This window comes from Leucobacter musarum subsp. musarum (genome assembly GCF_001273845.1).
Classification (GTDB): domain Bacteria; phylum Actinomycetota; class Actinomycetes; order Actinomycetales; family Microbacteriaceae; genus Leucobacter; species Leucobacter musarum.
This window is the reverse complement of sequence record NZ_JHBW01000111.1, coordinates 64,209-87,206: the sequence shown is the minus strand read 5'-3', so window position 1 is coordinate 87,206 and position 22,998 is coordinate 64,209. Positions and strand designations below refer to the sequence as shown.

Annotated in this window: 16 protein-coding genes and 1 tRNA gene; 2 read left to right on the top strand and 15 right to left on the bottom strand. The window is 65.2% G+C overall.

Features of this window, described 5'->3' with window-relative positions; all coding sequences use genetic code 11:
* Window positions 1-7: 7 nt before the first annotated feature.
* From CH42_RS15785 to CH42_RS15730, 12 genes are all read right to left on the bottom strand, one after another.
* Window positions 8-1,258 carry an IS30 family transposase gene (locus tag CH42_RS15785; protein ID WP_053354161.1) on the bottom strand — a complete coding sequence of 417 codons (1,251 nt, stop codon included), beginning with the start codon at window positions 1,256-1,258 and terminating at the stop codon, window positions 8-10.
* 165 nt (window positions 1,259-1,423) lie between these two features.
* Window positions 1,424-1,534 (bottom strand): hypothetical protein, encoded by a 111-nt coding sequence (locus tag CH42_RS16990; RefSeq protein WP_239684089.1) that lies wholly within the window; start codon window positions 1,532-1,534, stop codon window positions 1,424-1,426.
* A 1,037-nt stretch (window positions 1,535-2,571) separates the two neighbouring features.
* On the bottom strand, window positions 2,572-4,194 hold the full coding sequence (groL, locus tag CH42_RS15775) for a chaperonin GroEL (RefSeq protein WP_053354160.1): 1,623 nt from the start codon (window positions 4,192-4,194) through the stop codon (window positions 2,572-2,574).
* 193 nt (window positions 4,195-4,387) lie between these two features.
* Entirely contained in the window at window positions 4,388-5,221 is an 834-nt protein-coding gene (locus CH42_RS15770; RefSeq protein WP_239684088.1) for a LytR C-terminal domain-containing protein, read from the bottom strand.
* Window positions 5,222-5,346: 125 nt separating this feature from the next.
* On the bottom strand, window positions 5,347-6,156 hold the full coding sequence (locus CH42_RS15765) for a heme ABC transporter ATP-binding protein (protein WP_053354170.1): 810 nt from the start codon (window positions 6,154-6,156) through the stop codon (window positions 5,347-5,349).
* Window positions 6,153-7,223 (bottom strand): FecCD family ABC transporter permease, encoded by a 1,071-nt coding sequence (locus CH42_RS15760; protein WP_156322623.1) that lies wholly within the window; start codon window positions 7,221-7,223, stop codon window positions 6,153-6,155. Before CH42_RS15760 ends, CH42_RS15765 begins: the two co-directional genes overlap by 4 nt.
* A gap of 114 nt (window positions 7,224-7,337) precedes the next feature.
* A complete protein-coding gene (locus CH42_RS15755) occupies window positions 7,338-8,459 on the bottom strand; it encodes a heme/hemin ABC transporter substrate-binding protein (protein ID WP_239684087.1) in 1,122 nt (373 codons plus the stop codon).
* Complete coding sequence (locus CH42_RS15750) at window positions 8,456-9,400, bottom strand: HtaA domain-containing protein (protein WP_156322622.1); 945 nt, start codon at window positions 9,398-9,400, stop codon at window positions 8,456-8,458. Before CH42_RS15750 ends, CH42_RS15755 begins: the two co-directional genes overlap by 4 nt.
* 62 nt (window positions 9,401-9,462) lie before the next feature.
* A complete protein-coding gene (locus CH42_RS15745; RefSeq protein WP_053354157.1) occupies window positions 9,463-12,594 on the bottom strand; it encodes an HtaA domain-containing protein in 3,132 nt (1,043 codons plus the stop codon).
* Window positions 12,595-12,799: 205 nt separating this feature from the next.
* Window positions 12,800-14,671, bottom strand: a complete 1,872-nt coding sequence (locus CH42_RS15740; protein WP_053354156.1) for an S-layer homology domain-containing protein — start codon at window positions 14,669-14,671, stop codon at window positions 12,800-12,802.
* A gap of 115 nt (window positions 14,672-14,786) precedes the next feature.
* A complete protein-coding gene (locus CH42_RS15735) occupies window positions 14,787-18,512 on the bottom strand; it encodes an HtaA domain-containing protein (protein WP_162231105.1) in 3,726 nt (1,241 codons plus the stop codon).
* A 221-nt stretch (window positions 18,513-18,733) separates the two neighbouring features.
* Window positions 18,734-19,198 carry a neocarzinostatin apoprotein domain-containing protein gene (locus CH42_RS15730; protein ID WP_053354154.1) on the bottom strand — a complete coding sequence of 155 codons (465 nt, stop codon included), beginning with the start codon at window positions 19,196-19,198 and terminating at the stop codon, window positions 18,734-18,736.
* Between the two features lie 398 nt (window positions 19,199-19,596).
* On the opposite strand from CH42_RS15730, the gene msrB reads away from it, so the two are divergent.
* Both msrB and CH42_RS15720 read left to right on the top strand, forming a co-directional pair.
* Window positions 19,597-20,034, top strand: a complete 438-nt coding sequence (gene msrB / locus CH42_RS15725) for a peptide-methionine (R)-S-oxide reductase MsrB (protein ID WP_053354153.1) — start codon at window positions 19,597-19,599, stop codon at window positions 20,032-20,034.
* Entirely contained in the window at window positions 20,031-20,588 is a 558-nt protein-coding gene (locus CH42_RS15720) for a nitroreductase family protein (protein ID WP_053354152.1), read from the top strand. Before msrB ends, CH42_RS15720 begins: the two co-directional genes overlap by 4 nt.
* A gap of 51 nt (window positions 20,589-20,639) precedes the next feature.
* Here the strand turns inward: CH42_RS15720 and CH42_RS15715 are convergent, their stop codons facing one another.
* From CH42_RS15715 to CH42_RS15705, 3 genes are all read right to left on the bottom strand, one after another.
* Complete coding sequence (locus tag CH42_RS15715; protein WP_053354151.1) at window positions 20,640-21,578, bottom strand: DMT family transporter; 939 nt, start codon at window positions 21,576-21,578, stop codon at window positions 20,640-20,642.
* A 298-nt stretch (window positions 21,579-21,876) separates the two neighbouring features.
* A tRNA-Thr gene (locus CH42_RS15710) sits at window positions 21,877-21,949 on the bottom strand.
* A 37-nt stretch (window positions 21,950-21,986) separates the two neighbouring features.
* Window positions 21,987-22,949 (bottom strand): DsbA family protein, encoded by a 963-nt coding sequence (locus CH42_RS15705; protein ID WP_053354150.1) that lies wholly within the window; start codon window positions 22,947-22,949, stop codon window positions 21,987-21,989.
* Window positions 22,950-22,998 lie beyond the last annotated feature (49 nt).

Here is a 22,998-nt window from a genome sequence, read left to right as displayed (position 1 = left end):
GGCGGTTTCAGGTGGTCGTTGCAACACCCGATAACGGTGACGAGTCCGACAGTAACGCTTCCAACGCTTCTGCCGGGGTCTGCCACCCCAACGTTTGACGGGGACGCTGATTCATCTCGTCAGCAACCGCGTCGAGATCTGCCTGCGAGTAGCGGCTCAGCGCCGTTCCTTTCGGGAAGTACTGTCGCAGCAACCCGTTCGTGTTCTCGTTCGTGCCCCGCTGCCAGGGCGAGTGCGGATCACAGAAAAACACGCCGTCACGCAACCCGACCCCAGCCGTGACTCGCTGATGCAGGGCGAGCTCTTTGCCCTGATCCCAGGTCACACTCAACCGCAACCGCTCAGGCAGATCACGCATCCGTAAAATCATCTGCTCCGACACCGTCCACGCGTCACGCTTGCGGGGTAAGTGCAGCAGCATCACGAACCGGGTCGAACGCTCCACCAAAGTCCCGATCTGGCTTTTCCCTGCCCGCCCCACGATCAGATCACCTTCCCAATGGCCCGGGACCGCACGATCCTCTACTTCCGCGGGGCGCTCGGAGATCATCACCATGTCAGTGATCCGCCCCCGAGACGAACGAATATGACGTTGGCCTCGCTGCCGGGGCATCCGGGCAGCTTTCCCGCTCCGCAAACACGCAGCCAGCTCTCGTCTGAGTTCGCCTTTGCCCTGCACAAAGATCGACCGGTAGATCGCTTCATGCGAGACCTGCATGGTCGGGTCGTCGGGGAAGTCCATACGCAATCGTTGCATGACCTGCACCGGTGAAAACTTGTTGCGGAGAAGCCGTTCGACTTCGCTTGCTAAACGCGGGTTACGTGCAATCTTGGAAAGCCTCGGGCGGCGACGGCGATGTTCTGCAAGCGCGTGCGCGGTCACCGCGGAATACCACTGATGTTGACGTACAGGTTTCGTGGTCCGTGTGGGCCGATACATCGGGAACTTGCCCCGATTGCGGCGTTGCTCGCGGAGCACTGTTGACGGGGCACGACCGATGGTTCTCGCGATCGCACGAATCGAGTCTCCTCGAGTGATCCCGATCAGGATCTGTTCGCGTTCAATCCGAAACAGGTAACGGTCAGAATCACTGATGCGCGGGGCCGGGATCATGCCTCCAGCATCCCGGAACGCGCGCTCGCCCCATGCCCGAGTGCATGCTGCTTGGGCTGCGGCATCGATCGTGGTGAGTCCTTGCGCGATGCCCGCCCAAAAGGTGTTGATCTGTTCGGTGGTGTATTTGCTGCGACGGGTCATGAGGGGTGCTCGACCTCCTGTAAGAGGGGGTGTTGCAACGACCACCTGAAACCGCCCGGCACGACCTCCGCATAACGAGATTTCTCCGCTGCGACGAGATGCGAGTTGAGCTGCCCTGCTCGACCACACGCCCAACTTGTGACTCCGAGCATTGACTCCGCAGGGTCAGCACTGTGAGCACGCTGCCATGATGAGACGCTGCACCTCGGGCCAGTCTTCGAAGATTTGACGGTACGACACTCGAATAACCACATACCCGGCAAGCGCGTGGCGCACGTCTGAGACATTATCGCGATCGCGCTGGCGGCCTGTATGCGTCGCGCCATCGACTTCCAGAAAACGTTCCGCTCAATCAGGAAATCCACCCGGCGCCCGAGTACCCAAGCCTGAGGCACGACATGCAGCCGCAGCGCTCTGAGTCGCCGAAGGACGTAGCTTTCCAGCCCTGAACCGGAGAACAGCGTGCACGCTTCGAGAATGCGCCGAGCTGTGCCGCGGTACGGGAGCCTTACGAGAGCATCCTTTGACACCAATTCCTGCTGCAACGCCGACTCCCAGATTGCGAGCGCCTCTTCGTACGGCTGGCATCTTGCTATATAGTTCAACGCATTCTCGATCGAGTCGACCACAGCAAAGGGTTCCCTCCGAAAGACTGGGCGCCCCCAATGCACCGTGCCACAGTCGGCCTGTGCGTGTGCGTGCGGTGACCGCGCCGCAAGATGCGGTTGATCTGCGTGGCGCACCCAGAGCCCGAGCCTCTGCGCCAAAGACACGCATGTGATGGACATGCCGTGTTGCAGTGCGTGCACGAGGTCGGAGTCGGCATCCGGCAAGGCCACCCAGCCACGCGCAGGGCGCACCACCTGCCGCCGCGCGCAGGCGGTGCGCAACTGGTGAACGGTGATACCGCGTTCGAAGAGTTCACGTGCGCGGATCACGCCTCCCGCACGTCGCATTTCAGCCTGGAGTTCCATCGCTCCAGCCTGCAGCCCGTCAGGCTACTCCGATCTCGCTCTTCCCTGATCTGTGGAGAGATTGGCACGCGATCTATGAACCGCGCATTGGGGAGGGACGACTGCGGCTTTCATCGCACCGGAGATATTCGATGGTGCAGGTCTCTTCGCCGCCAGAAGACCGTGTGGCGCAATTTCTCCTGCGCGACGGTAGATGTCTTAGGCGAACGCAAGGGTCGGGTCGGCAACGAAGGCCGATCCGACAGCCAAGCTCACACCGGCAGCCAACCTCATTCACACCCACAAACGCACTGAGGGGCCGCGCCCGCAGGCGCGACCCCTCAGTGAGGAGGATTGGACTTAGAAGTCCATGCCACCGGTCGGGTCACCGGCGGGAGCAGCCGAAGCCGGCTCCGGCTTGTCGGCGACGACGGCCTCGGTGGTGAGGAACAGTCCGGCGATCGACGCAGCGTTCTGCAGCGCCGAGCGGGTGACCTTGGCCGGGTCCAGGATGCCCTGGGCCACGAGGTCGCCGTACTCGCCGGTTGCGGCGTTCAGGCCGTGGCCGATGGGCAGGTTCGCGACGCGATCTGCCACGACGCCGGGCTCGAGGCCTGCGTTCAGCGCGATCTGGCGCAGCGGTGCCTCGATAGCGGTCTGCACGATCTTGGCGCCCACAGCCTCGTCACCCGAGAGCTCGAGCGCGCCGAAGACGTCCTTGCCGGCCTGGATCAGCGCGACGCCGCCACCAGCGAGAACGCCCTCTTCGACGGCTGCCTTCGCGTTGCGAACGGCGTCCTCGATGCGGTGCTTGCGCTCCTTGAGCTCGACTTCGGTCGCAGCGCCAGCCTTGATGACGGCCACGCCACCGGCGAGCTTCGCGAGGCGCTCCTGGAGCTTCTCGCGATCGTAGTCGCTGTCGGTGTTGTCGATCTCGCGGCGGATCTGGGTCACGCGGCCCTGGATCGCCTCTTCGTCGCCGCCGCCCTGAACGATGGTGGTCTCGTCCTTGGTGATGATGACCTTGCGCGCGGTGCCGAGCATGTCGAGCGTCGCGTTCTCGAGCTTGAGGCCGACCTCTTCCGAGATGACCTGTCCGCCGGTGAGGATCGCGATGTCCTGCAGCATGGCCTTGCGACGATCGCCGAAGCCGGGAGCCTTGACCGCAGCCGACTTGAAGATGCCGCGGATCTTGTTGAGCACGAGGGTGGCGAGTGCTTCGCCTTCGACGTCCTCAGCAAGGATGAGGAGCTGCTTGCCCGACTGGATCACGGGATCGACGACGGGGAGCAGGTCCTTGATGTTCGAGACCTTGCTGTTGACGATGAGGATGTAGGGATCCTCGAAGACCGCCTCCTGGCGATCGGCGTCGGTGACGAAGTACGCCGACAGGTAGCCCTTGTCGAAGCGCATGCCCTCGGTCAGCTCGAGCTCGGTGCCGAAGGTGTTCGACTCCTCGACGGTGACGACGCCTTCCTTGCCGACCTTGTCGATTGCCTCGGCGATCAGCTTGCCGATCTGCTCGTCAGCGGCCGAGATCGACGCGGTTGCCGCGATCTGATCGGTGGTCTCGATCTCCTGAGCGTTCTCGAGGAGCTTCGCCGAGACAGCTGCAACAGCTTTCTCGATGCCCTTCTTGATCGCGATGGGGTCGCTACCGGCCGACACATTGCGGAGGCCCTCGCGCACGAGCGCCTGAGCGAGCACGGTCGCGGTGGTGGTGCCGTCGCCTGCGACGTCGTCGGTCTTCTTCGCGACCTCCTTGACGAGCTCCGCACCGATCTTCTCGTAGGGATCGTCGAGCTCGATCTCCTTGGCGATGGAAACACCGTCGTTGGTGATCGTGGGAGCGCCCCACTTCTTCTCCAGTACGACGTTGCGGCCGCGCGGGCCGAGCGTCACCTTCACGGCGTCGGCGAGGATGTTCAGGCCCCGCTCGAGTCCACGACGCGCTTCCTCATCAAACGCAATGATCTTTGCCATGTATTTCGCCCCTCCCGGACGTTCGAGATGTGGTCATCATCGTGCCGACGCGAGGCGCCCGCGCACAGATGTTTAGCACTCAGTCGGATCGACTGCTAACACCAATCTTGGCACTCCCACCCAGTGAGTGCAAGCGGTCGTGCTCGCGCTGAGCGAACACTCCGCAAACAGATTCGGGCGGTCGCAGGCGCGTCTACTGCGCGGCCGTCGCGTCGGCTGCGGCGGCAATCGTCGACGGATCAGTCGCCAGACCCGTCGCCGGGTCGATCGGCCATCCCGTGGCGACATCAATGTCCCACCCCGTCGTCGGGTCGATGTCGAGGCCCGTGTCCGGGTTGATCTCGTTGCCCGTCGCGGGGTTCACTTCCCGCTGAGTCGCGCCCGTCGCATCACCCTCGATCTCTGCCTCGGCAGTGGTGTCAGCGGTCGCGTCGCCCCCATTCGCGGCGAGCTGCGCGGCTTCATCGATGCCGGGCCCCTTGTAGTCGGCGCCGAGCAGCACCACGAGCCGCACGCCGTACTTCTCGTAATCGGACGACGTATACGTGGAGACTCCGCCGAGTTTCTCGGCAAGACCCGCGGCGGCCGGAGCATCGGCCGGATCGGAATAGAACACCGCGGAGATGGCCACGTCGGCGGTCGCGGCGCTCCCCGAGAACTCGATCGAGCCCCACTGCTGCTCGGTCACAATCGTGTCGAGAGCGGCAGCCAGATACTGCGTGGGCGTACCGTTGAGGATCGCCACCGTCGCCGTCGGGTCGAGCTCTGCGGTGACCTGTGCGCTCGAGGATCCGGAGGACCCACTGGAAGGCCCGAGGGAGAGCTTGCCGGTGCCGCCGATGCCCTGCACGGCGAGGATGCCGAGCGTGGTAAGCACGGCAAACCCGAGGAGCCCGGCGATGAGGTACTGCCAGATGTAGCGGGGGCGCGCGGTGACGCGATGCGCACCGACTCGGCCGGTACGCTTCAGCCGATCGAACCGGTCTTCCGGGTACGTCTGACGGGCACTGAGACGTGATACATCCACACCGGTCCGTTGCGCCACTCGGGTTTCCTTCGTCTGGGTTCGTTACTGCTGTGTTCTTCGCACGCCGCTCGCGGGGCGAGATGCCCCCACACTACCTGTCGCGACCTGCCAGTTCGATGACAGGATCAGTGATTGCGGCGCGGAATCACAATCGGTCGCCCCGTGTCGGGGTCCGGGATCACCCGCACGGGTGCACCGTAGACGTCGGCGATGCGCTGCTCGGTGAGCACCGCACCGGGCGTACCGCGTGCGACGAGCGCACCGCCCGCGAGGATCGCGACCTCGTCGGCGTAGGCACCGGCGAGCGACAGATCGTGGAGCACGACGATGACGGCGCGACCTGCTGCAGCGAGCTGCCGCGCGATCTGCAGCACGGCTTCCTGGTGCTTGAGGTCGAGCGCTGCCGTCGGTTCGTCGAGCAGCACGACGCGGGTCTCCTGAGCGAGCACACGAGCGAGCGAGACTCGCGCTTTCTCGCCACCGGAGAGATGCGGAAACCCGCGACCGGTGAGGTGAGACACATCTGCCGCGACGGTGGCATCGTGGATCGCGCGTTCATCGTCATCGGATTGGGGTGTGCCGATCCACGGTGCGCGCCCCATGTCGATGACCTGCTGCGCGGTGAACGAGAACGCCACCTGGTTCGCCTGCAGCAGCACCGCACGGGCGCGGGCCAGTTCGCGCGCGGGCCACGCGTGCATGGCCCGGTCGTCAAACGTCACGGATCCAGCGCTCGGAGTCACATCGCCGCACAGCACGCTGAGCAGCGTCGACTTCCCTGCACCGTTCGGGCCGACGAGCGCGAGTACCTCGCCGTAGCGCACATCGAGTGTCACGTTGGAGAGGATCGCCAGCTCACCGACGTGATAGCTCACACCGGTGACCTGCTGTGCGACCTCGCCGGGGCGGGGCTCCGGAGTCGTCGAGACACTCATGCCCATCCTCCTGCGCGTTTGCGATTGCGGCGGATCAGCCAGAAGAAGAACGGCCCGCCGACGAGCGACGTGAGCATGCCGATCGGCAGGTCTGCGCCGTCGACGAGGGTGCGCGCCAGCAGGTCAGCGTAGATCAGCAGCACGCCACCGCCGAGCAGTGAGGCCAGCAGCAGCATACGATGCGATGGCCCCAGAATCATGCGCATCAGGTGCGGCACGACGAGACCCACGAACGAGATGACCCCGACGAATGCGACGCCGACGCCCGTCAGCAGCGACACGAGCACAATCGACACGATGCGCAGGCGCTCCACGCGCACGCCGAGGTGGGCCGCGGTGCGATCTCCGAGGGAGAGCAGGTCGTATTGGTCGGCAAGCAGGATCGCCACGAACGCGGCAATCGCGGCCACGACCGCCACGATGACGACTTCGTTCCAGCGCGAACCGTTGAGCGACCCGAGCTGCCAGAATACGATCTGCTCGCGGCTGGCGGTGTCGCCGATGAAGGTGAAGAGGGCCATACCGGCCCCGGCGAACGCGTTGATCGCGACACCGGTCAGCAGCAGCGTGACGATCTCGGTGCGCCCCTGGGCCCGCGCGGTGAGGTAGACGATGAGGGTGGCCGCGAGCCCGCCGGCGAACGCGAAGACCGCGACCGTCCAGTTGCCGAACGCGGTGACGCCGAGCGTGATCGACGCCGAGGCGCCCAGCGCTGCGCCCGATGACACGCCGACGACGCCGGGCTCCGCGAGCGGGTTGCCGAAGATCGCCTGCATCACGGCGCCCGCAACTGCGAGTGCTGCACCGACAAGCAACGACATGACGACGCGCGGGAAGCGGATCTGCCACAGCGTGCGATCCATCAGATCGTCGGTGGGCGCCCAACCGTTGGTGATCCCGAGCTTCTGCAGAATGGAGCCGATGACCTCAGCGGGCCCGATCGAGAGCTGCCCCATTCCGGCGGAGAGCACGATGCCGATCGCGAGCAGGATCGCCGCCGCGATGATGACGATGGCTCCGCGGCCCGCGCTGCGGCGACCGAGGATCCGTTGGGTGGCGTTCGTCACGTGATGCTTTCTGTGCGGTGGGAGCGGCGTGAGCCGAAAGTGCCGCTGGAGCCGCGTGGGCGCCGACACAGTGTTCTATTGTATCGGCGCCGCGACGCGCAGGCGGGTGCCGGCCTATTCGGCCGCGGGCGCGTAGATCGCCCGGGCGAGGGCGTCGAGAATGTCAGCCGAGCGCGGTCCGAATGAGAGGATCGTGCCGTCTTCCATATCGACGAACCGACGGTGCTCGCCCGCGGTGGTCACGGCGATGGCCGGCTTCTCCTCGAGCAGTCCGTCGACGCCGCCGACCGACTCGATGCCCTTCGTCATCACGAGGATGAGATCCGGGTTCGCTTTCACGAGCGCCTCGTCGGTCATCGGCTTCATGCCGTCCCAGCCCATGTCGGTGGCGACGTCGACTCCACCGAGCGCCTCGATCAGCTGGTCGGCTCCCGACTCCTTGCCGAAGAGGTAGTACACGCCGGCGGTGCCGCGCAGGTAGACGAACGCGATGCGCAGCTTACCGTCGGCATTCGCCGGAGCGATCTTCGCGATCTCCGCCTTCTTTGCGACGACCTCGCTCGTGATGCGCTGAGCGAGCTGCTCCCCGGTCTCGGGGCTGCCGTAGATCGCAGCGACCTGCCGCGCGAGATCCTCGGCACCGGCAAACGAAGCCTCGTTCTGCACGAAGACCACCTGGATGCCCACGTCTTGGAGCTGCTCGATCACGTCGCGCGGGCCGACCGTGCCGTCGGTGATCACGAGGTCGGGGTGCAGGTCGATGATCGCCTCGGCGTTCACCGTGTGGCCCCCACTGGTCACCCGCGGCAGATCGCTCAGGCTCTCAAGCGTGGTCGACTGATCGACGCCGACGAGGCTGTCGGCGAAGCCGAGGCCGGCGATCGTCACGGAAATGTTGCCGCCGAGATCAGCGGCAACGACCTTGTCGGTCGACTCGATGACGACGTCGCTGCTCGATCCGTCGGTCGCGTACGACGGTACGGTGGCGGGCAGCGTCTGCACCGGGTTCTCGGCAATCGGCTCGATCTCGGAGTGCTGCAGCACCGCCGTCGAGGGCCCCTCATACGCCTTCGGGTCGTCGAGCGTCTGCAACTCGGCGAGCGGCACCGAGGGCTGCGCAGACGCACCCGAGGCCGCATCTCCCCCACCGTTTCCGGCAGTTGAGCACCCTGCGAGCAGCAGTGCAGCGCTCAGGATCGCCGCTGCCGTTGCCGGGATGCGTCGACCGCGGATCACTGCTGGTCTCCGAACAGCTTGTCGGTCGCCTGCGGGTTCGGCTGCTGCGGCGCCTCCGACTGCGGGGCGGCGGCCGGCGCTGCGGGCTTCGGCTTGCGCCCACCGAGCAGGATGCCGCCGGTGACACCGATCACGAGGATCGCGACGCCGCCGATGATGATCGGAAGCCAGGGGATGTCGTTCGACGCCTGCACCGGTGCGGGAGTCTGCGTCGCCACCGGGGCGTCGGTCGTGGCCGCGGCATCGCTCTCGTCCGCATCGCCAGCGTCGGCTGCGGCGACTGCCCCACCGGCAGAATCCGCGCAGCTCGCGAACTGCAGGTCGACCGCGATCGGGTCGAGATCGATGTCGGCCTCGTAGAATCCGGCGAACGCCTTCGCCCCTGAATTCGTGAGCTTCGTGGGCAGGTCTTGCAGCTGCAGCGCGTTGTCGCTCACGCCGAGCTGATCCGGCACCGTAACGTCGCCGACCCACTCCTGCGTCGCGTCGATCGCGACCTTGCCCTCCATGTCGTTGCTGCGCGCATCGAGCAGCAGTGCCGCTTTGCCGTCGCCCTCGAACTCGATGGTCGGGTTCGCGAGCGTGAGGTCGAGCACGCCATCGTGTCCGGTGAAGTGCACCGTGCCCGTGAACGACACGGCGCCTTCTCCGGTCTCAGGATCGATGCTGCCCGTCGCCCCGCCCCACGAGAAGTACGGGGTTTCGTAGGTCGCTCCGTCTGACTCTTCCCACGATCCGTTGGCGATGCTGCCGCTGATGTAGGCGCGGAAGCTCTCTTTGACTCCCCAGGTAAACGATCCACCGGTGACCTCGCAGGCGCCGGAGGCGGCATTCTCAGCGCGTACCGGCTGCGCCTGAGCCGCGGTCGGGGCGAGCAGCAGCCCGCCGATCATTGCAGCCCCGGCGAGGAGGGCGCCGGAGCGGCGGATTCGGGCGTTCACGGATGGATCTCCTGAGTTCTGAAGTGCGGGAATGGAGTGGACGGGCGCGTCAATGATGCGCGTCACTGAGCGTTCCGACGTTGACGGATCGCGAGAAGAGTCATGCAGGCAGCGATCGCGACGAGGCCGCCTGCGCTCGCCCACCACTCCCAGAGTGCCATGCCGCCCGCGGTCGGGAGGAACCCGGCGGCCATCGCGCGATCCTGCACCGCCTGCGCTTCGAGCGCCTGCGCGCTTTCCTCCGCCTGAGACTGGGAAGCCTTCTTCTTCTTTTTCGGCTCGACGATGTCAATCACGGCGCCCGCGTTCGAACTGCCCTGAATGGTGATCGTGTGCGTGCCGGTCACGTCTTTCGGCAGAGTTCCCGACCAGCGCACGACCCCATTCTTATCAGCCTTCGCGGCGTCGTCGAGCACGATCGGATCGGAGTAGAGCACGACCAGCACGCCCTCGTCGTCCTTATCGAACCCGGAGGCCTCGATCTCGATGCGCCCGCCTGGCTTGATCTTGTCGGCATCGGTGAGCACCGTGACGCCCGTGGTCGCGGGAGCCGAAGCAGCCGGCGTGTAGGTCTTCTTGTCAGCGCCCGACTCCGTCGAGCCGTACGACACCTGCGACACCGAACCCACGGTAAAGGTCAGTGCGTCGAGCCCGATCGACTGGTTTCCGCTGCCGCCGGCACCGCCGCTGCTGAGCGAACCAATGACCGGCACGCCGCTCCACGTGACCTCACCGTTCGCTCCAACCGACTTCGATGCGCTGCCGAGATCGAGCTGGTAGCTCGAGGCACCGAACGACGTCGTGTTGCCGGTCGAGAGCGTCGCACTCGTCGGCCCGGTCACGGTGATCGAGGGGTTCGAGACGTTGAACATGGTCATGCCGTAGCCGAGGAATGACACGGCGCCGCTATACGTGACCGTGCCGGTCTGCGTCGCCGCATCCCAGTTCGATCCCGACGCCTGCGGGAAGAGATACCCCGCTCCGACGCCGCTGGTCTCGATACTCCCCTTCGCGCAGTGCGAGTAGCCAAACGCTTCTTTATTCGCGCAGGTCGTGTAGGCGATGAAGGCGTCAGAGACACTCCATGACAGCGACCCCGCGGCCGTGCCCGATGCACCCGTGGGAGTGGTCACCGGAGGCTTCTCCGGTGTTTCGCCCACGACCGTCACACTCACCGGCGACGAGACGGAACGACCGTAATCCGCGCTCTTCGGGGTGAACGTCGCCGTGATGGAATGAATGCCAACGGGAAGGCTCACCGTTGCCTTCGCCGCGCCGTTGCGCGACGATACGGCGGAACCGAGCTGCTTTCCTGCTGCCGAGAACGTTACCTGACCAGCAACCTTGCTCGGTTTCGTCGTGGCGGTGACGGTGACATCCGAACCGACGGTCACCTTCGAAGCCGAGGCCGCGAGCGACGTCGACGTCGGCGTCGCAGAGGTAATGACCTGCTCGGTGTTGACCGAGAGCGTGATGGGGTCGAGTTCCTGACCTGACTCGTAGAAGCCACCGAAGGCTTCTTCGGCACCGATCTTCGTCAACGTGACGGGGGCCGTCGACCACGTCGTCGTCTTCCCGGAAATCGTCGCTCCGGAGAACTGGATATTGCCGACGTGCACCTTCTTTTCGTCAAAGTAGGTGGAACTGATGGCGTCCATACCTTCGAATTTGCGGCTCTTCACATCGAGGTACAGCTTGCCCGATCCGTTCGCCGATACTTCCACCTGCGGGTTCGTGAACTGCAGGTCGAGCGCGTAGCCGCCCTCCATCGGGTGCGATTCGAAATGCACGCCGTTCTTCGCCCCGAACGCTGCAGTCGCCGAACTCGCATCGGACTTCACCGAGCCCGCGCCGCCGCTCCACACGAACTCGCTTTTTGCCACGGGCTGCTTCGTCGTGCCGAGCAAACGGCTGCGTCCCTCGAAGGCCGTGAAGTTGTAGATGTAGTTGCGGAACGAAGCTTTGACCCCCCAGGTGAGCTGCGCCGAGGTGATATCGACATCGACCACCTTCGGCGTCACCGTCACCTTGAGCGACTGAGACTTGGATGCCGAGAACTTAGCGGTGTCGGTCGGAGCAAACGAGGCTTCGATCTGGTGCTCACCCACGCCGAGCTTCAGTGAGGCTTTCGCTACGCCCGTATCGACGACGACCGCCTGCTGCTGCTCGACCCCGTCGACACTGAACCGCACCTCACCCGACGCAGTTGTCGGAGCAACCGACGCTTGCACCGCGATCGCCGACCCCTCGACGACCGACGTGGCTCGCGCAGTGAGTGCGAGCGTGGTCTGCTGCGGTGCCGGCTCGTCTGATGCGGGGAGGCCAGGAGCTGCAGTGGCTGCAGCCGCAGAAGTGATGGTGAGGCGGCCGAGCGCGTCATCAGCCGACCAGCCGGCGCCGAGCGCTGATGCCCCGGCGCCGGAGAGCATGAGCGAGTCCACAGACCAGTGGGCAGTACCCGATTCCATCGCGTACGTCACTGGGAAGGTCGTCAGCACGACGTCACGCGCGACTGCCAGTGCATCATCACTCGGAGTGATGTCGGCCAACAGCTGCGCCGTCGCACCGTCGGTCGACACGAGCCGCACATGCGTGACGTCGGCGTCAGTATCGGCGTCGATCGCTTCGAGGTGCACGCCATCGGCGTCGTCGAATGCGAGCTCGAATGACCCGGTCGACTCGGTGAACTGGCCGGTGCCACCGTTCCATACGAGAGCCTCCGATGTCGGCGCCTCGGCTACATCGCCCAGTGCCGTGACCTGCATGTCAGTCTTCTGCGAAGCGCTCGCGAAGTCCCAGGCAACGGACCCGGCATCCACCGCAATGGGTGCTGCAGCGGCAGGCTGCTCAACCGCCGGCGCGTTGCTCGACTCGGGCACTTCTGCTGCCTCAGACGTCTCGCCGGTGGCACTAGTGCCGGCTTCGCCCTCAGTGCCGACGGAATCGGCGACGTCGACGCCCTCCGCTCCACTGGGTGCATCAGGCGCCGGCTCCCCGGTCGACTGCGAGCCCTCAGCGGGGGCCGCGTCGACTTCCGGATCCACGAGCGGAGTCGCAGTGTCGGTTTCGGCAACGGCACTCTCGCCCAGACTCGGTTCGGCCCAAGCGGCCGCCCCGGCAAACGGGCCGCCGAGGACTAGTGCGACGGCGAGAACGATCGTGGAGACCTGGAGCAGACGCGGGCGTGCAGACACAAAGAATCCTTAGAGAGACGACATCGACGGGGACTCGGGCCCTGCACGATCGAGCTAGAAAGCATCAGACACAAGTGAGGGTTACCTAAGTTCCTCGATCCAGTCTGCCTGCATACGTCAGATGATGCAAGTTTTGGAACCGGGAAACCGACAGAACGGGCGGGCGCTGCAGAGGCAGCACCCACCCGTTCGTCAGTGACGCGAGTTACTTATCGGCTCGGTAGAGGAACGCAGCCATCGCTTCGCGCGTAACATTGCTCTTCGACGCGTATGCCGGCTTGCCGCTGGGCTGCTTGATGCCCGTCGACAGACCGCTGGTCGACATCCACGCGATCTCCTTGTAGAACTTGTCGCCCGTCGAGACGTCCGAGAACGGCGACGTCTTCGGAGTGGCAGGCTTCGTGTTCTTATCGAGACGGAACATGAACGCAGCCATCGCCTCGCGGGTGATACCCGACTTGGCCTGGTACGCGGGCTTGCCGCTCGGCTGCTTCACGCCGGTCGAGACCTTATTCGCGTACATCCACGAGATCTCCTTGTAGAACTTGTCACCCGGCTTGATGTCCGAGAAGTACGAGGTCGTCGGAGCCTTGTAGCTGGAGTCGCCGTACTGGCGGAAGAGGAACGCGGCCATCGCTTCGCGGGTCACGTTGTTCTTCGGCTGGTACTGGTACGAGCCGTCGGCCTGCTTCACGCCGGTGGAAATGCCCTCGGACGCCATCCAGGTGATCTCCTTCGCGAACTTGTCGCCCGTCTTCACATCGGTGAAGGTCGGGGTCGGGTTCGTCGGCGTCGTGGTGGGGAACACGATGTCCCACTGGCCGGCGGTCACCTGCAGCGTACCGAGCGCGTAGACGGAGTCTTCGGTCGGGTTGGTGTGGGCCTTCCACGCCGCGAACTGGTAGGTCTTCTTACGGTCCAGCTTCGCCTTCTGAAGAGTCAGCGTGCCGGTCGCGGCCTGATTCGAGAACTTGCCCGGGGTCAGCCAGTCAGTCGCAACGCCGAGGCTCTCGTGACCGAGGCTCGTCAGCGTGCCGTTTTCGAAGACCGAGATGTACGCGCCGGTGGACGAGTCAATGTTGGCGAGATCGAACTTCACCGTGAGGCCGGTCGCGGTTGCGTTGGTCACCGTGGCGGTCGCCGTCGGGCTCGGCGCCTGGGGAGCAGGGAAGATCGCGTCCCACTGGGTGTCCGTGATCTCAATATCCTGCTCTGCGTAGATGTTCTCCGGCGTCGCACCCGAGTGCAGCTTCCAGATCAGCACCTCGTACTGCTTCGTGCGGTCGAGCTTCTCGGCGGGAGCCGTCAGCGAGAAAGCCGATGCACCAGCCGACACGGTCGGGAACGGCACAGCGAATGCAGCGGTCGGGCTGCTCGGGTCCGCGAGCGCGGCCGCGGTGCCCTTCTCGATGATTGCAGCGTAGGTGCTGGTGATATCGGCGGGCAGGTCAGTCGCAGCGACATCGACGGTCAAGCCGTTGGCGGCAGTCGCGGCTGAGACAGTCGCCGACACCGTCGGAGTGACGACCGGGGCCGCGAAGGTGATCGGAGTGTATGTCTCGAACGGCGCGTACTTTGCGCCACCACCGGGGTAGGTGTAGACGCCGAAACGGCCGCCCGCAGTCAACGCCGAAACGTCTTCCTGCTTGATGTTGAGCTGAGTTTCGAAAGTGCCATCGGCCTTGAGCTCGATCGCGCCGCTGTTCGCGCCACCGATCGTCGTCATATCTTCGGCGTTGACGGCCCACTTCGTGTCATAGGTCTTACGCGCGGTCCCAGCGGCTCCGCCCGAGGGCTGCCAGTTCTCAGCGAAGTAGCCGAAGGTCACATACGATCCCGTGAACTTGCCGGCGAGCGGCGGGCGCGTTCCCGAGGTGTCGGGCGCGCTCGGCAAGAAGCCGGTTCCCGTGACCGTGACGGTCTCACCCGCGGGGTCAATGCCAGTGGTCTTGGACACCGTGACGGTCGGCGCGTCTACCGCGTTCGCGGCGATCGGCGCGAGCGCGATCCCGCTGGCCGCGAGCAGCCCCACCGTCGCAGTCGCGAGCAGGCGACGCCAGCTCTTCTGTGCAGTCATGAAGAACGCACTCCTTTTCTGATCAAGAAATCGGCCGCCGCGCACGCAGCAACTCGCTCATCGGATTGAGCTGAGGCTCCCCTAACCTGCAGCACCGCGTATAGTCTGACCATTTTCATCGGATGTTGCAACTCTCAGCTGACGCTCGGAGGGCCCGCCGACGAGCGAGCACCAGCCCGGCGCTTCCCGCCGCAAGGAGGAGCACTGCCGCGATCCACAGAGCTTCCACGCCGTCCGATCCCGTTGCGGCGAGATCTGCCGTCGCGCCAGAAGCGCTCCCATCTGCAGCACGCGTACCGCTCTGGTCAACGCCTGAAGCGCCCGAAGCGCCCGCGCCCGCCGATCCGGAATCAGCGTTCGCGCCAGACTGCGAGTCGGCCCCGGTCCCCTCGGCCCCTGCAGCACCGGATGCATCCGACGACGATGACGCGGTGCCCGCCCCAGCATCGATCGGCGCGATCTCCAGCGTCGCCGCATTCGTCGCGACGCTGCCCGCCGAGTTTGCGAACACCGCACGGTACTCGATCACGGCTCCCGCGTCCGATTCCTCGATCTGCGGGCTCGTGAATGTGGGTGAAGTCGCTTCAGCAACATCCTCCCAATCGGCCGATGCATCCGGCGCGCCTGCGTTCCCCACCGTCGCTTCGGGCGTCACCGCGACGCGGCGCGACTGCCACTGCACCGACGGTGCGGGATCACCCGAGGCCGAGGCGCTGAAGCTGGGTCGGTCGCCGACCTGTGCCGACACCGATTGTGGGTGCTGCGTCACGAGCGGCGCGGTCGCAGTGGGCTCGGGCTCGCCTTCCCGTGCTTCCGAGAAGTCCACGAGGAACGGGTGAGCCACCTTGTTCGCATCCGCGTTGGCGCCAGAGGAGTACCAGTACGAAGAGAGACCCGTGGCGATCTGGAAGTCAACGAATGATTGCGGCCATGCCCCCCAGTCGGCACCGGTGCGCTGCTGCTGCACCGCGTCCGACCCCACAGGAATGGTGACCTCGACACCACGGTAATCCGGGGTCACGGTGAACCCGTTGAGCACATCGACCTTCACCGCTTGGAAGGTTGCGACGGTTGCGCTCGGCACGGGAGCGAGCGGAGTTTTCTGGTCGGGATTCGCCATACTGCCGGCGTAGCCCGAGAGGTCTGCACTGAGCGTGCCCGTGCCATCCGACTGTACGGTGAGCACCGGATTGGTGAACGTGAACGGCACCATTCCGCCGTACATGTTGACCGACCACGAACCGGACCAGGTGACCACAGCCGAGCCATCGGCCTGCACCTTCGCCACACCGTTGGAGAGTTGCACGAGCTGTCGTCCGGCTGAGGCAAGGAACGACTCGCGGCTGCTGTAATCCGCAACAACGCGCTGCCCATTCGTGTCGTGCAGGATCGTCACTCCGCCAGACTGTGCCAGGTAGCTGGACTCGGTTCCGTCCGAAACCCCGGCGCTGAGATAGTTGGCTTCGCCAATCGGTGACTTGCGCTGCAACTCGGCGTTGCCGTCCCACTCGAACCCGACGCCGGAGTAGGTCAATCCGCCTTCGGGGATCGTCCCCTTTGGCACGACCGTAAGGGTCACGGTGTCCGAGATACTCTCGCCGACCCTGTTCGTCAGCACGGAGCGGAACTGCTGACCCGAGATCGCGTCTGACGCGACAACCGAGAGCTTCGAGCCATCGGGCTGGTAGGTCGAGTCCTCCGCGATTTCGGCCCACTCCTCACCTTCCAGCCGTTCCCAGCGCTGCGAGCCGTCTGCCGCGTTCACCGGCGTCGCAGTGAACACCGCAGTGTCACCATCGAAGACGGAGAGCGATACCGGCTGCTGCAAGAACTGCGGAGCGGTGCGCACGGTGACCATTGCCGCCTCGCTGGCGATCGCTCCAGCCCGGTTCGCAACGACCGCCCGATATTCCGCCCCGTGATCGTGTGCGCCGACAACTGTCTCCAGCACGGTTCCACGAGCGTCGGGGATGGTGATGAACGACTCCGCTCCCGCGGCACGACGTTGCCAGGTGATATCGGCCTCAGGCACCGACTCCGCACCGACACGGAACGTCGCGACGCCCTCTGTCTCGCCGGAAGCAAGTGTCACGGTCTGCGCCTGCGGCTGCTCAGTGATCGTCGGCGAAACGTTCAACTGGTAACGTACCAACCCGTAGTCGCCCTGCGCGTCGCGAATGGTGGTGTACACGCTCAGATCATCGGCGACGGCGAACATGCCGCTCGTCGCCATGCCCTCGATGGCAATGCGCTTGGCAATACCTGCATCATCGAATTCGAGGACGGTCGATCGATCGCCGGCCGCACCGAAGACTCGATTGCGCTGCTCGTCGTATGCGAGTGCGTTCACCGAGTACGTTCCGATATCGGGCGCGTGGTCAGCGTGAACCAGTTCGCCGTCTTTCCAGGTCAGCACAGCGCTGTTCGGGCCGCCGTTCGCCGCCGTGCGCACGCCGAAGACACCAGTCTGAGTCACGATGAACGGGTCGAGGCCGACGTAGTTTCGACCGTTGATGTAGCGAGGCGCAGCGATGTCAGCCACTTCGACCCCGGCATCGGTGAACGACAGTCGCCACATCGAGGTGAAGTTGGGTTCGCGGTCGGTCCGGGCGGATGCGAGTTTGCGGGAGATCAGTGACCCGTCCGCCTCGACCTGCATGGCCGCATAGGCCGCCGTGTTGTTGCTCGCGCTCGGCAGAGTCTCAACCGGAGATGCAATCCAGGAACCGTCATCGTTCTGGTGGAAACTGTGCAGCTCGTTCTGCTTCAGCGACTCGCTCGCGATATCGGACCCTCGCAGCGCGACATGCACTTCGTCACGCACCGGGTTCCAGACGATGCTCTGGACGCTGGCGGTTGCGAGCGCAACATCTGCGATCCACACCGCGTCGTTCGGGAGCGCGCCGACCTCGGTGACGACAAACGCTCGTGCCGCTTCATCCCACGCCGCAACACGCAGCGAATTGTCGATGATGGTGCTGGAATCACTGCTCGTCACCGAGAAGAAGATCCTCTCTGCATCAGCGTCGAATCCGGAGCGCATGCGACTATCCATCGCAGGGAACTCGATCTGGTCGATCGTTTCCAGCGTCGTTGCATCGCGCATCGCGATCCGCATGGTTCCGGTACCCGTGGCTCCGGTGGGGGAATGGAATTCAACCGTTGCGACACGCGTGCCACCGCGGAGGGGATACACACGTTCGAAGCTTGAGGCCAATACGTCGCTCCCCAGTGACGTCACGTTTCCGGCTGTGTAGAGCTCTGTGCCGGGCTCCGTCCACGTTTCGGCTCCGGGGTGCGCCCCCGGGCCGGCGTACTCGAACGCGATGGAATCGAGCACCGTGCCTGCCTCGTAATAGCCGGCGAACGCCTGAGCACCCGTCTCCGTCAATGCCGCACTGATACCGCTCCAGCGCGTCGTCGCACCGTCGGTGTCAAGCTGCGCGGTCTCAAGCGACAAGTCTGCGAACGCAATGCGGCCATAATCCACAATCTCGCCGGTGACCGCGCTCTTGCTCGTGAGGTTGCCGAGCAGGGTGCGCGTCTCGGGTCCGAGCACGATCTCGAGATCCGAGATCGAGATGTTGAGCGTGCACGTCTCGGCAGTTGCGCCGCTGCAGTAGCCCAACATGCGCACTTCGCCCGCAAACGCGACCGAGGTACCCGCGTCTTCCGAGAACGAACCCTCACGAAGTGGGAACGTAAACGAGTTCTGCTCGTCGTAAGCTGCCCCGCCGCTGACGTGCGTGCCGGCGAGCTGCCCCTCGGGGGACGGCCCACCGACATAATTCCTCAGTGATGCTTTGATCCCCCACTCGAGCGTTCCCGAGTCGATGCTCACTGCGCCGGATTCCGCAGGCGCTTCGGGCTCGGCGTGCGCAGCGCTGATACCGAGGCTTCCCAGCGTTCCGAAAGCGAGGAGGAGCGTTACGGCAGCCGCGGTGAAACGGTTCGTGCGCGCTCTGGGACGATGGGCGATGGCGGGGTGCATATGCGTGCTTTCGAGTCGATGCAGGATGCGCCGCCCGTCATGAAGACCGGGCGGCGCATCACCGGAGCTGATTAGAAATCGATGCTCTGCAGGTTGTACGAGTAGGTGCTTGAGGCGGGATCGTGGCGGAAGAACACGACCGCGCAATTGTCGACCGCGCAGTCAACGGTGTACGGTGTGCCGGCATGCGAGCCGCTGAAGGTTTCTTTCACCTTGAGCGTTCCTGAGAAACCGGTTGCACCGGCGCTGCTCGCAGCGAAGTAACCTGCAGCGATGTAGCAACGTGGCTCGGCATTGTTCACCCAGGCGTCTTCGTCGCAGACCGCGGCACGAATGGCACCGGATCCACCGTCGGTGAAGCCCGATGCCGAGACGGCAACGGTCTGGTCATCCACGAGTCCGCTACTGGGGGTCACCGAGGCAGTACCGACCAGCGAGAGGGTCGCAGCCTGCGCGCCTGAAGCACCAGCGAACAGCAGTGCGCCTGCGGCGACAACGGCGAGAGCCGAGCGCACGAAGGGGGTCTTCAGCGTCATAATTCTTGTCCTCACTTCACTTTGGGGTTACAGTGCGGAGTGGCCGGGTGACCGTTCCGCGTGCACATGGCAGCCCGATTTCGAGCGCCATGCTCAAGGTCCTCGGCCATCGGAGCGAGCGTTCAACACTTCACCGGAGAACGCTCGCTCCTCCGACTCGATCGCCTCAAGAGTGAACACGACTAGGCAGTTCGCGGTAACCGAACGGCTCCATCGTTGCCAACCAACCCAGTCTTGTTAGGTCAGCCTTACCAAGATCAGACTAAACAATTCTCACGGTGTCCGTCAACAATTTCCCAGGTTTCGCTCGCGGCGCTCGCCCACGAGCTCAGCCACCAGCATTCGGGCACCCCAGCGGCGTACACTGGGCTGGCGCAATCAACCCTTCGGAGGTCGCCATGAGCAAGCCGATCGACTCGGCCGATTACCCGTTCCAGCTCAGCGAAAGCGAGTGGCGCGAACGGCTTTCCGTAGAGGAGTATGCGGTACTCCGCAATCAGGGCACCGAACGCGCCGGCACGGGTGAGCTGCTCGATGAGGAGCGCGACGGCCTCTACCGCTGCCGCGCCTGCGGCAACGAGCTCTTCGTCGCCGGCACCAAGTTCGACTCGGGGTGCGGCTGGCCGAGCTTCTACGAGAGCGTGCGCCCCGGCGCCGTCGAGCTGCTCGAAGATCGCAGCCTCGGCATGGTGCGCACCGAAGTGCGCTGCGCCGAATGCGGTTCGCATCTGGGCCACGTCTTCCCCGACGGTTTCGGCACCCCGACGGGTGACCGATACTGCATGAATTCGCTCTCGCTCAGCTTCGAGCCCGGCGCCTCCGCCGACCCCGCATGAGCGAGTTCGGCGGCCCGGCCTACCGCGCGCTCAAGCGACGCCGCTCCCACTCCCGAGTCACCGATGAGGCACCGAGCCACGAGGAACTCGCCGAGTACATCGGTGCGATGACCAGTGTCGCCGACCATTCGCGGCTGCGCCCGTGGCGCGTCATCGAATTGCGTGGCAAGGCGAGGAAGAAGCTCGCGAAAGGGCTCGCCAAGGCATCGGGTGAGGATCGCGGCAAGCAGATCGCCAAGATGACTCGGGCGCCACTCATTCTCGTCTTCGTTGTCAGCCCGCGCGAAAGCCGCAAGGTGCCCCTGTGGGAGCAGGAGTCCGTTGCAAACGGCGTCGCCCACTTCTTCGGGCTCCTGCTGCACGAGTCGGGTTGGGGGTCGATCTGGAAGAGCGGTACTCACACGCGCAGCAAGGCCGTGCGCAAGGCCCTCGGGGTCAAAAAGCCCGAATACCTGCTCGGCTGGATGCACGTCGGCGGCATCCCGGAGCGTGATCGCAAAGAGAAGCCGCGCAAGCCGCTCGATGTCTCGAAGCACCTGAGCGCTCCGAAGTAGCAGCGCCGGGCATCCAGGCCTCTCGGCCTCGCGGCCCGAGCGTGCCGACGCTCAGGCCGCGGAGCGTCGCCGGCCGGGAAGTGCGGCAACGACGACCGCGAGCAGCGCCACCGCTGATCCGGCAATCATGCCCTGCGTCAGCCCGCCCGCGAGCGGAGCCCCGGCCTCGAATGCGACCGACGCCAGAAGCTGGCCTGCGACGTTCGACATGCTGAGCAGCAGCACACCTGCAGTGCGCACCAGCATCGCCGCGATGGCGATGAAGAGCGTGCCGATAATTCCGCCGATGTAGAAGTACGGTGCCGTGGGCCACTCCGTCGGCCAGCCGGTGACCCCCACTGATACGGCGGCCATCACGACGAGGATCGTCGTGCCCACGACGAAATTCACGAACGTTGACGTGATCGCGCTCTGAGCTGCCGCGCGCACCAACCCGTTCACCATCGACTGCGCGGAGACGAGCGCGCCGATGACCACCGGGAAGATCATCAGCCAGACGCCGTGCACGCCGCTCAGGCCGACCGACAGGGCGACTGCGACGATCGCGAGTGCAGTGCCCACGATACGCATCGGGGTGGGATCAATGCGACCACCCGGCCCGAGACCCACGCGATCGAGCACCAGCCCGCCGAGCACCTGGCCGGCGACGATGCCGACGGTGAACAGCGCGAGCCCCGTGATCGGCGCAACGAGCCCCTGGGCGAGCACGAAAAACGCGCCGCCCGCGCCACCGAAGAGCGTCCAGAGCGGTAGTGAGCCGGAGCGCACCTCGGTGCGAATCTGACGCAGGCCCGCGCGACCGCGGCGCGAAACGAGCATCGCGAGGCACATCACGACGAGCCCCGACCCGAAAGACGCTGCAGCGGTCACGTACCCGTTGCCGAGCTCCTGGCTCAGCCCGCCGTTGATGCGTGATTGCAGGGCGACGAGCACGCCGGCAAGCCCCGACCCGACCAGAGCAGCCCACACGGGCAGTTTCGATTGCGACACTCCCCCAACAGTACTCCGGTGCAGAGGCTCGCCCGCCCTCCGAGGGCCCAGCCCCGTCCGCTCCGCTTCCCAGCCCACCGAGCCCCTCCGATCTCGCCGAATGCCCCCAAAGTGTGCGCGCAGATCGCAGGGACTCGGCGAGATGAGGGGCGCTCGGCGGGGTGGGCGCCGCAGCCGTCTCGGCTGCGGACACCGACAGGCGCCGACGCGAAAGGCCCCGCATCGCGGGGCCTCTTCTGAGTTGCGCCGCCGTGTGCGGCGCCGGCTCTGCGTCACCACGCGATGCGTGGTGCCTTTGAGCCGCCTGTCGGACTCGAACCGACCACCTGCGCTTTACAAGGGCGCTGCTCTACCAGATGAGCTAAGGCGGCAATGGGGGCGGCCGGCGAACGGCCGCCCCGGTCTAGCTTACTCGGCGTCGTCCTCGTCGGATGACGCGTTCTTCTGGTTCTGCTCCAGCTCGCCCTTCACCTTCAGCAGGTACGACTCGAGGTCGCCGTCTCGGCTCTGGCTCCACTGCTGACCGTTCACGATCACCGTGGGGGTGCTCACGAGTCGCTGCGGCTGGTCGGCTTCCTGCGGCGTCACGCCGTCTGCGCTGAGCAACTGGGCGCCCTTGGCGAGGCCGAGGATACCCACTTCGCTGACCTGCTTGTAGTTCGCAGAGATGAAGCTGCCGAACTGGCGGTCTTTCACGCACTGGCGCAGTTCGGTGGTGTCTTCGGCCCCCGCGGCCACAGCCTGCTCGACGAGCTGATCGTCAGTGAGGCCCGTGGTGCTCTCAGCCGGCTGCACGTCGGCGCTGAGCAGCGTGTTGTGCAGCTTGAATGCGTAGTCGGGCTGCTGATCGACCACGCAGGCGAACAGGTTCGCCGCGCGCGTCGAGTACTTCGTGCCGAGCGACGCGTTGTCCAGGAAGTTGAGCGGGTAGATCTCGAGGTTCACGTCGCCTGAGCCGACGTAGTTCTCGAACATGGTGCCGTACTGCTGCTCGAACTGGCCGCAGTAGGGGCACATGTAGTCGGCGTAGAGCGTCACGTTGACCGGCAGCTCATCGGTGTTGGTCTCGGGAGCCACGCGATCTCCGCCGGCTTCGAGCGCCGGGCCCGAAACGACCTTGAGGTCCTTGGTGATGACTACGCCGCCCGATGCCATGTTCTCGGGCCCGGGGCCCGCCGGCTTGATCGACTGGGTGAGCACGAGCGCCACGATCGCGAGCACGGCGAGCACACCGACGGCGATGCCGCCCTGCAAGAAGATGCGGTTGCGCTTCTCCCGCTTCTTCTCCTGCACGCGCGCAGCAGCTGCCTGCTCGCGCGCCTGAGCGCGACGCTCATTCTTCGTGGGACGGGGATTCGTCTCGTTTGCCATGAATATCTCTCAGTTGGTCCGCCGCAGCGGATCACGGATCAGTGTGGAG